Below are 8472 nucleotides of genomic sequence, written 5' to 3' on the forward strand. Positions count from 1 at the left end.
AACGGCGATGTAACCATCGGCAACATCATTGCCGAAGCCATGGAGAAGGTCGGCAAGGACGGTACCATCACGGTTGAAGAAGCCAAGTCCATCGAAACCACCCTCGACGTCGTCGAAGGCATGCAGTTCGACAAGGGCTACCTCTCCCCGTATTTCGTGACCGACGCCAACACCATGGAAGCGGTCATGGAAGATCCCTACATCCTGCTCTTCGAGAAGAAGGTTTCCAATCTGCAGGATATGCTTCCGCTGCTCCAGAACGTGGCCAAGACCGGCAAGCCGTTCATGATCATCGCCGAAGACATCGAAGGCGAAGCCCTCGCGACGCTCGTGGTCAACAAGCTGCGCGGCACCCTGAACGTCTGCGCCGTCAAGGCGCCGGGCTTCGGCGACCGCCGCAAGGCCATCATGGAAGACCTCGCGGTCCTGACGGGCGGCAAGTTCATCACCGAGGACCTCGGCATCAAGCTCGAAACCGTATCCCTCGAAGACCTCGGCTCCGCCAAGCGCATCACCGTCGGCAAGGACGACACGACGATCGTTGAAGGCGCCGGCAAGGTTGCCTCCATCAAGGCCCGCATCGACCTGATCCGCCGCCAGATCGAGGAAACCACCTCCGACTACGACCGCGAAAAGCTGCAGGAACGCCTGGCCAAGTTGGCTGGCGGTGTTGCCGTCATCAACGTGGGCGCGGCCACCGAAGCGGAAATGAAGGAAAAGAAAGCACGCGTCGAAGATGCGTTGCATGCCACCCGCGCGGCCGTGGCCGAAGGTATCGTACCGGGCGGCGGCGTTGCCCTGATCCGCGTGCAGAAGGCCATCGACAAGCTCGTGCTCGAAGGCGACGAGGAAATCGGTGCGAACATCGTTCGCAAGGCGATTGAGGCTCCGTTGCGCCAGCTGGTTGAAAACGCCGGCGAAGAGGGCGCCATTGTCGTTCAGGAAGTCAAGAAGGGCAAACTGAACATGGGCTACAACGTGGCGACCGGCGAGTATGTCGACATGATTGCCGCCGGCATCATCGACCCGGCCATGGTGACTCGTTCTGCCCTGCAGTACGCGGCTTCCATTTCCGGCCTGCTGCTGACGACCGAGTGCATGATCACCGACCTGCCCGAAAAGGCCGCTCCTTCCATGCCCGATATGGGCGGCATGGGCGGTATGGGCGGCATGGGCGGCATGATGTAGTCCATCCCGGATGATTGGGTTTTTGGATGGGTGGAAGGTTCAAGTCCATCCGTCCAAGAATCCGGCATTTTGAAAATCCGTCCCCATGGGGGGCGGATTTTTGTCTCAAATGGCGTTTGACGCCAACGAGTTGGGTGCTATACTGCGCGCCGATTTTTTTTACATTATCAGGATCCTGTTTAAACGGAATAAGGCAAGCCACTTGCGCGGAGCATACTATATATGAACATGGAATATTTGAGCACAGCCGAAGAAAAGATCCCGAACATCCCGATGTTGGTCAACCTGATTTCCTACCGTACCCGCCAGCTCAACAGCGGTGCGCGTCCGATGGTTAAGAGAGACCACGCGGAAATGGATAACCACGATTTGGTGCTGAAGGAAATTGCACAGGGGCTGTTGACTGCTGAAATGATCTTCCAGCAGGAAGAAACCGAAATTTCGGATCTCGATTTCGATGCATCGATCCTCCTTTAACGAGGAGCGCAGGTAATTCGAATCCCGGAATCCGAAATCAATTCAAATGCAAAAAGCCCAAGGCTTCAATGTTTTGGGCTTTTCGCTTTATGGATTTTTTAAAATGTTTAGGGGTTCGGATGTTGCTATCCGGATTTGAATTCCCATGGCTGGAAAAAACAAAAAGAAAACCGATCCTGGAGCGGGGGTGCTGGCCACCAACCGCAAGGCGTTGCATGATTTCCATATCCTGGAAAAGATCGAGGCGGGGATTGTGCTGTCGGGCACCGAGGTCAAGTCGGTCAAGCAGGGGCATATCAGTATCCAGGAAGGCTACGTCCAGGTCGACGAGCACATGGAAGCCTATCTGGTCGGTTGCACCATCCAGCCCTACGACCACGGCAATATTTTCAACCATACCCAGACCCGGGATCGCAAGCTGCTGCTGCATCGCAAGGAGATTGTCCGGCTCTTCGGCAAGATCCGCGAAAAGGGGCTGACCATCGTTCCGCTGAAGGTCTATCTGGTGCGGGGCAAGGTCAAGATCCGCATCGGGCTGGCCAAGGGCAAGAACGTGATTGATAAGCGCGAAACGCTCAAAAAGCGGGAGTCGGATCGCGATTCCCAGCGCGCCATGCGCAACTTCAATCATCGGTAGAGCCGGTTGGCGGTCGCCCCTTTGGGCGGCGCTGCGGACCGGGCCGCCTATAAGCCGGTCAAGACCTCGTACACCGATTCCGACGCCATGTCGTTTTGCTTGGCGATCTCCTTGATGGGCCAGTCGGCTTCGGCCTTGATGCCGAGCTCCTTGAACTTGTCGAGGACGCGCTTTTCGCTGATGGCATAGTCTTCGGCGAGGTCGGCGACGGAGCGGCGACTGTAGAAGAACGGCGGCTTTTCGGGCAGCTCGGTTTGATCCTTCACTGTGGCGGTTGCATGGTGTCGTCCGCGGTTGCCGAGGCTTTCCTTGTACTGCTGGATGCCGCGGAAGGGCGGCCAGTCGAACACCGAACTGACGATGACCCAAAGCGTCAGTAGCAGGGCGATGTTGAAGTGGATCGTGAAAAGCCGGAAGTGCCCCGGTTTGTTTTTCAGGTAGGCGACGATCGGTTTCCAGTTGAGCGCAACGTGGACGATGCAGGCGATCAGGAACAGAAGGCCGAGGTTGGTGTGCAGCGCAAACCATTCGTGCTTGCCCAGACCCATCGCCTCCCAGTTGCTGGAGCCGGGGCCGCGCGGCGCCAGATAGGAAGCGACGCTGGAGCAGGCCAGCGCAATGACCGCGAGCAGCGCCGTTAACGATGCGATTCTTCGAATGAACATGGCGATACGCGAATGCCTCCCCGGTAATGCGGAACCCCGAAAATTATTGCCGCAGGCCCAGCATGATGTCGTAGACATCGCGCGGATCCAAGGCATTTTGGTCGGCGAGATCCTTGAGCTTCGAAGCGGGCTCGGCTTCGATGCCTACCGACTTGAGGTCCTTGATCATGGTGGCGGTATCGAGCCCGGCGGATTCGCAGATTTCGGCGACGGTGCGTTTGCCGAGGCCCGAGCCCGGGTTGGCCGGCATACGGCCTTCGGCGGGGGCGGGTTTGAGCAGGTTGTAGACCTGCTGCGGGGTCATGCCGTTGGCTTCGGCGATTTCGGCCAGCGTGGCCTCCGGTGAAACCCCGACGAAATTGGCGGCTTTCAGGGCGGCGACGGATTCCGCCGTATCGAGGCCGGTTTTTTTGCAGAACGATTTGAGCGGGGAGGCCTCGGCATGGCCATAGGGCGGTTCTCCGTATTTTTCAGCGGCCGCGTCCTTGATGTTTTCGCCCAGGACCTGGATGGCGTGGATCGGCTGCCATTCCAGCATCGTGAACGCCACGATCACCAGCGTGATGCCGAGCGCGAGGTTGAAGTCGCCCGTGAAGACCTTGAGTTGCTGGGTCTTGTTTTTCAGGTAGGTAACGATCGGCTTCCAGTTGAGCACCGTGTGCAGAATGCCCGCGATGATGAACAGGAAGCCGAGGTTGGTGTGCAGCGCCCCCCATTCCTCTTTCCCGATGCCGAGCATTTTCCAGTTGGCCCAAAAGGCGATTTTGCCTTGCGGGGTGAGATAGAGGATGATGCTGGTGAACAGCAACAGAATGAACGATAGCAGCGTGGTTAGCGACGTGGTTTTGCGTAGGGTCATCTTTCCTCCTAAAACGTAACGAATCCGGCGGTCTCTTTCGCAACGGCACCCGCCATCACCTTTTGGGCGGTGCCGCCGAACAGCCGGCCCATCAGCCCGCTGTTCATGGTCGAGACATAGGTCTTGCCGTCCGCCTTTTCATACACCGCGATCGAGCAGGGCATCATCACGGAGAGAAAGCGCGCGTCGTCGTCCAATAAAACCTGTTCCGCATGGTCCGGTTGGCAGATTTTCATCGAAGCGACGGGCCGCACCGACTTGCCCTCCTTGGCGAGCGACTGGTCCAGTCTCATGAGTGCTGACACCTTCCACCCGCCATCCGTCACTTTTTTCTCGAGGTGGGCAATGGTTTCCTCGTAGCCCAGTGGGCTTTCGATCTCCTCGACCATCAGCCGGGGCATGACCAGCGCCATGCCGACGAGTCCGAGCGCGATTCCAAACACGGTGCCTGCAATGAATCTTTTCATGGTTCTCTCCTGTATGGTCAAAGGCCGGAAGGTCGAACGGTCGAAGGGCGGTAAATGAACCTCCGACTTTCGACCGTTCGATTTTTGGACCTTCTTAAATGAACAAGTTGCCGTTGCCGCCGATGTGGTCGATGTACATCGCGACGCCACCTTCCTCCACGCCGTCGATCAGCTCTTCGCTCTTGATACCCATCAGATCCATCGACATGGAGCAGGCAACGATCTTGACGTTGTTGTCCAGCGCGGCCTGCATCAGCTCGGGAAGCGAGAGCACGTTTTTCTGTTTCATGATGCCTTTGATCATGGCCGCTCCCATGCCGCCCATGTGCATCTGGGAGAGGGCCAGCTTTTCAGGTCCTTTCGGCATCATGAAGCCGAACATTTTCTCGACCAGATTCTTCTGGACGGTGGCGGGTCCTCTCTTGCGGAGAATGTTGAGGCCCCAGAAGGTAAAGAACAACGTTACCTTGTAACCCATCGTTGCGGCCCCATTGGCGATGATGAATGCGGCGAGCGCCTTGTCGAGGTCGTTGCTGAACACCACGTTGGTGAAGCGCTTCTCCGTGGCCCCCGCGACCATCGGGCAACTGGTCCCGGGTTGCTTGACCACGACCGCGCGGTACGCGCCCTCCGCAGGCTCCAGGGCCTGCAGGTGGTTGCCCGTGGAGTGGCACCATGCGGGCATGTCGGTCGCGAAGCCGGGATCGGAGGAGAGGATGCTGACGGCCTCGCCGTTTTGGATGCGGTCGATGGCCTTGGAGAGTTCCATGACGGGCCCCGGGCACTGAAGACCGCGTGCGTCGACTTCCTCGACGACCGGAGCTTCGCCTGTCGGGACGTGGGCCTTGATGGTGTCTTCGCCGGGATCGTCGGAGGTGGTTTCGTTTTCCGGAATGGCGTCCGGTTGGTTGGTGGAAACCATCATGTAGGTCTTGTATCCGCCCGTCAGGTTCCGGCACTTGAAGCCGTTCTGGGTCAGGATGCGGCAGGCGAGGTAGCCGCGCAGTCCGACCTGGCAGAAGATGAGGTATTCGCGCTTCTTGTCGAGATTGACGAGTTGTTCGCGCAACTGCCCCAGCGGAATATTCTTTGCGCCGGGGATCGTTCCGCTTGCGACTTCCTCGGGATTGCGGACGTCGATCAGCTTTTGGTTGTCGGCGGGTTTGCAGGCCTCTTCCACGTGGAAAATCTCCACGTCGCCGCGCAGCAGGTTGGCCGCCACGAATCCGGCATAGTTGACCGGGTCCTTGGCCGAGCCGAATGGCGGGGCGTAGGTGAGCTCCATCTCTTCGAGATCGTAGACCGTCAGCCCGGCGCGGATCGCGACCGCGATCACGTCGATGCGTTTGTCCACGCCGTCGGCGCCGACCGCCTGCGCGCCGAGCACCTTGCCGTTTTTCGGATCGAACAGCAGCTTGAGCGAGATCGGATGCGAGCCCGGATAGTAGGAGGCGTGGCTGGCCGGATGCACGTAGACCTTTTCATAGGCAATACCCTGCCGCTTGGCCATCTTTTCGCTGAGGCCGGTCATGCCGATGGCCAAGTTGAAAACCTTGCAGATGGCGGTGCCCTGCGTGTTCTTGTAGGCGCTGTCGCGGCCGAAAATGTTGTCGGCTGCAATGCGGCCCTGGCGGTTGGCCGGGCCCGCCAGCGGGATCAGCGCGGGCTGGTTCGTGGTGAAGTCGGTCACCTCGATCGCGTCGCCGACCGCGTAAATCGCCGGATCGGACGTGACCATGTGATCGTCAACCTTGATGCCGCCGGTCACGCCGAGCTCGAGGCCCGCGTCGATCGCCAGGGTGGCCTCCGGCTTCACGCCGATTGCAAGCACCGCGGTGTCCACATGAAGGCGGTCTCCGTCGCTCAGGATGAGGTCGACGCCCTCGGCCGATTCCTCGAATGCGGTAACGGAGGTTTCGAGTTTCAGGTTCACGCCGAAGAGGCGCAGTTCCTGATGCAGCACGGTCGCCATTTCCGGGTCGGCCGGTCCCATCACCTGCGGGGCGAGTTCGATCAGCGTGGTGTCGTATCGTTTTTCCCGGAGGGCTTCCGCCATTTCGAGGCCGATGTAGCCGCCACCAATGACCGCGACCGCTTTCTTGCCCTCCAAGGCGCGGATGATATGGTCCATATCCTCGAGATTGCGCAGGGTCAACACGTTCGGGTTTTCGATGCCCGGGATCGGCGGGCGGACGGGGGCCGCGCCGGGGCTGAGGATCAGGTTGTCGTAGGCTTCGGTGTATTCCTCGCCCGTCTGGAGGTTCTTGACGGTGATTTCTTTTTGGTCGCGGTTGATCGCGACCACCTCGCTCCGCGTGCGCACGTCGATGTTGAACTTTGAGGTCATGGATTCGGGGGTGGTGACCAACAACTTTTCGCGTTCAACGATGGTGCCGCCGATGTGGTAGGGCAGCCCGCAGTTCGCGAACGAAATGTCCGGCCCGCGTTCAAACAGGATGATTTCCGCGGTTTCGTCCAAGCGCCGCGCTCGCGCGGCTGCACTGGCGCCGCCGGCGACGCCTCCAATGATGAGTAACTTTTTCATTTTCATAACATGACCTTTCCAATCATAAACATACTAACATAATAATAATTTAATATTTCGGCGAAAAAACAGCAGGACCTCAGTCCTGGAAATTCAGGAAGACGCGCAGGTGTTTGTGCATGCAGGTGAACACCTTCAGGAAATCGCGGTTGCAAAGGCTGCAGTATTTCTGCGTTCCGTCCTTGCGGATCTCCACCAGCTTCTGCTGGCACAGGATTTTCAGCTGCTGCGACATCATCGACTGGCTGCACCCGAGCTCTTCGTAAAGCTGGGTCACCGTGCGCTCGCCGTTGGCCAGAATCTCGATCACCCCGAGGCGGACGGGGTGGGCGAGGGCCTTGAGGACCTCGGCGGCGGCATCTCTTTCTTCTTTGACCATGCGTTCTCCCATTGAATATATTAAGCATTATAATATTTTCATATTCGAACCAATTCAATTGTTCGGGATTTTTCCAGGCCGCCGCGTCGTCGCTTTTTACCCCTTAAATGTGCACATGGTTATAAGCAATGAGACAATAGAATATTATAATATCGATATATAAAGCTTGAATTATGGCGCCCGAAATGGTCTATATCGATCAAACGCGTATTGGTAGCGCGCCAATTAACCCATAAGGAGTAGGGGAATGAAGAAAAGCCTGATTACAACCGCAGTCATCGCTGCGGCCGCAACCTCCCAGATTTTTGCCACGGAAGGGATCAACCTGATCGGCATCGGCCCGGTTCAGCAGGGCACCGCCGGAGCGGGCGTCGCCTCGGCCAAGGATTCCACCTGGCTCATTCTCAACCCCGCGGGCCTCGTGGATCTCGCTCCGAGCGTGGATGCCTCCTTCCAGTATTTCGCACCGGTTCGCACCATGAATTCCACGCTAAGCGCGGGCGCCGGGGAACAGGAGGACGACTCCGCCTTCGGTATTCCCTCGGTCAGCGGATCGTTTGGTTGCTGCCAAGGGGAAAACGGCTTCATCGGCCTTGGCGTCTACGGCACCAGCGGAATGGGGGTTGATTATGACTATGGCCGTTTCGGTGCGGATACCGACGGCGACATGATGATTGATTCCGTCCAGAACCAAGGCGATAGCATGACCGAGCTTTCGGTTGCCAAGATGACCGCCACCTACGCCTATCGATTGGGCGACAGCGGATTCAGCATCGGCGCAGGACCGATTTTCGTCATGTCCGTTCTGAAAACCGATATGCTCAACCCCAGCACCTTCGCTTTTGCTTCCGGTGATTGGGATGTCGCCTACGGCGCCGGCGCCATCATCGGCATCAACCAGAAGCTCGGTAGACTGGCCCTCGGGGCCAGCTACATGACCGAACAGTGGATGACGGAATTCGACGACTACAACGATCTGCTGGGCGGTTCGCTCAACCTGCCGCAACAGTTCACCGCCGGTGCCGCCTACAACGTTCTCGACAACCTCGAACTGGTGCTCGACTACCGTTGGACCGGATGGAACGAACTCGATACGCTCGGAGGCGCCTTCGGTTGGGATAACCAGCATATCGTCAAGGCCGGGGTGACCTGGGGTGTGAACGATGCCTTGACGCTGCGCGGCGGCATTTCCTATGGCAAATCCCCGATCGATGAAGACACGGTCTTCTCCAATGCCCTGTTCCCGGCCATTAGC

At 58.4% G+C, this 8472-nt stretch carries 9 protein-coding genes; 4 read left to right on the forward strand and 5 right to left on the reverse strand.

The window, feature by feature from the left end:
* From groL to smpB, 3 genes are all read left to right on the forward strand, one after another.
* Positions 1 to 1188, forward strand: a 1188-nt coding sequence (gene groL / locus ABYO54_RS10570) for a chaperonin GroEL (RefSeq protein WP_372808214.1), incomplete at its 5' end; no start/stop codon positions are given.
* Positions 1189 to 1410: 222 nt separating this feature from the next.
* Entirely contained in the window at positions 1411 to 1665 is a 255-nt protein-coding gene (locus ABYO54_RS10575) for a DNA-directed RNA polymerase subunit omega (protein WP_372808215.1), read from the forward strand.
* Between the two features lie 145 nt (positions 1666 to 1810).
* Entirely contained in the window at positions 1811 to 2302 is a 492-nt protein-coding gene (smpB, locus tag ABYO54_RS10580; RefSeq protein WP_372808216.1) for an SsrA-binding protein SmpB, read from the forward strand.
* A gap of 47 nt (positions 2303 to 2349) precedes the next feature.
* Here the strand turns inward: smpB and ABYO54_RS10585 are convergent, their stop codons facing one another.
* The 5 genes from ABYO54_RS10585 to ABYO54_RS10605 form a co-directional block, all read right to left on the reverse strand.
* Positions 2350 to 2967, reverse strand: coding sequence for a DUF4405 domain-containing protein (locus ABYO54_RS10585; protein WP_372808217.1), 618 nt, complete (start codon positions 2965 to 2967; stop codon positions 2350 to 2352).
* Between the two features lie 43 nt (positions 2968 to 3010).
* Positions 3011 to 3826: a DUF4405 domain-containing protein gene (locus ABYO54_RS10590; RefSeq protein ID WP_372808218.1), complete on the reverse strand. Its 816-nt coding sequence runs from the start codon at positions 3824 to 3826 to the stop codon at positions 3011 to 3013.
* An 8-nt stretch (positions 3827 to 3834) separates the two neighbouring features.
* Entirely contained in the window at positions 3835 to 4293 is a 459-nt protein-coding gene (locus tag ABYO54_RS10595) for a DUF302 domain-containing protein (RefSeq protein WP_372808219.1), read from the reverse strand.
* A 94-nt stretch (positions 4294 to 4387) separates the two neighbouring features.
* A complete protein-coding gene (locus ABYO54_RS10600) occupies positions 4388 to 6838 on the reverse strand; it encodes an FAD-dependent oxidoreductase (protein ID WP_372808220.1) in 2451 nt (816 codons plus the stop codon).
* Between the two features lie 79 nt (positions 6839 to 6917).
* Positions 6918 to 7217 carry an ArsR/SmtB family transcription factor gene (locus tag ABYO54_RS10605; RefSeq protein ID WP_372808221.1) on the reverse strand — a complete coding sequence of 100 codons (300 nt, stop codon included), beginning with the start codon at positions 7215 to 7217 and terminating at the stop codon, positions 6918 to 6920.
* A 247-nt stretch (positions 7218 to 7464) separates the two neighbouring features.
* On the opposite strand from ABYO54_RS10605, the gene ABYO54_RS10610 reads away from it, so the two are divergent.
* On the forward strand, positions 7465 to 8472 hold a 1008-nt coding region (locus ABYO54_RS10610), incomplete at its 3' end, for an OmpP1/FadL family transporter (protein ID WP_372808222.1).

Source organism: Pontiella sp. (assembly GCF_041622395.1).
Classification (GTDB): Bacteria; Verrucomicrobiota; Kiritimatiellia; order Kiritimatiellales; family Pontiellaceae; genus Pontiella.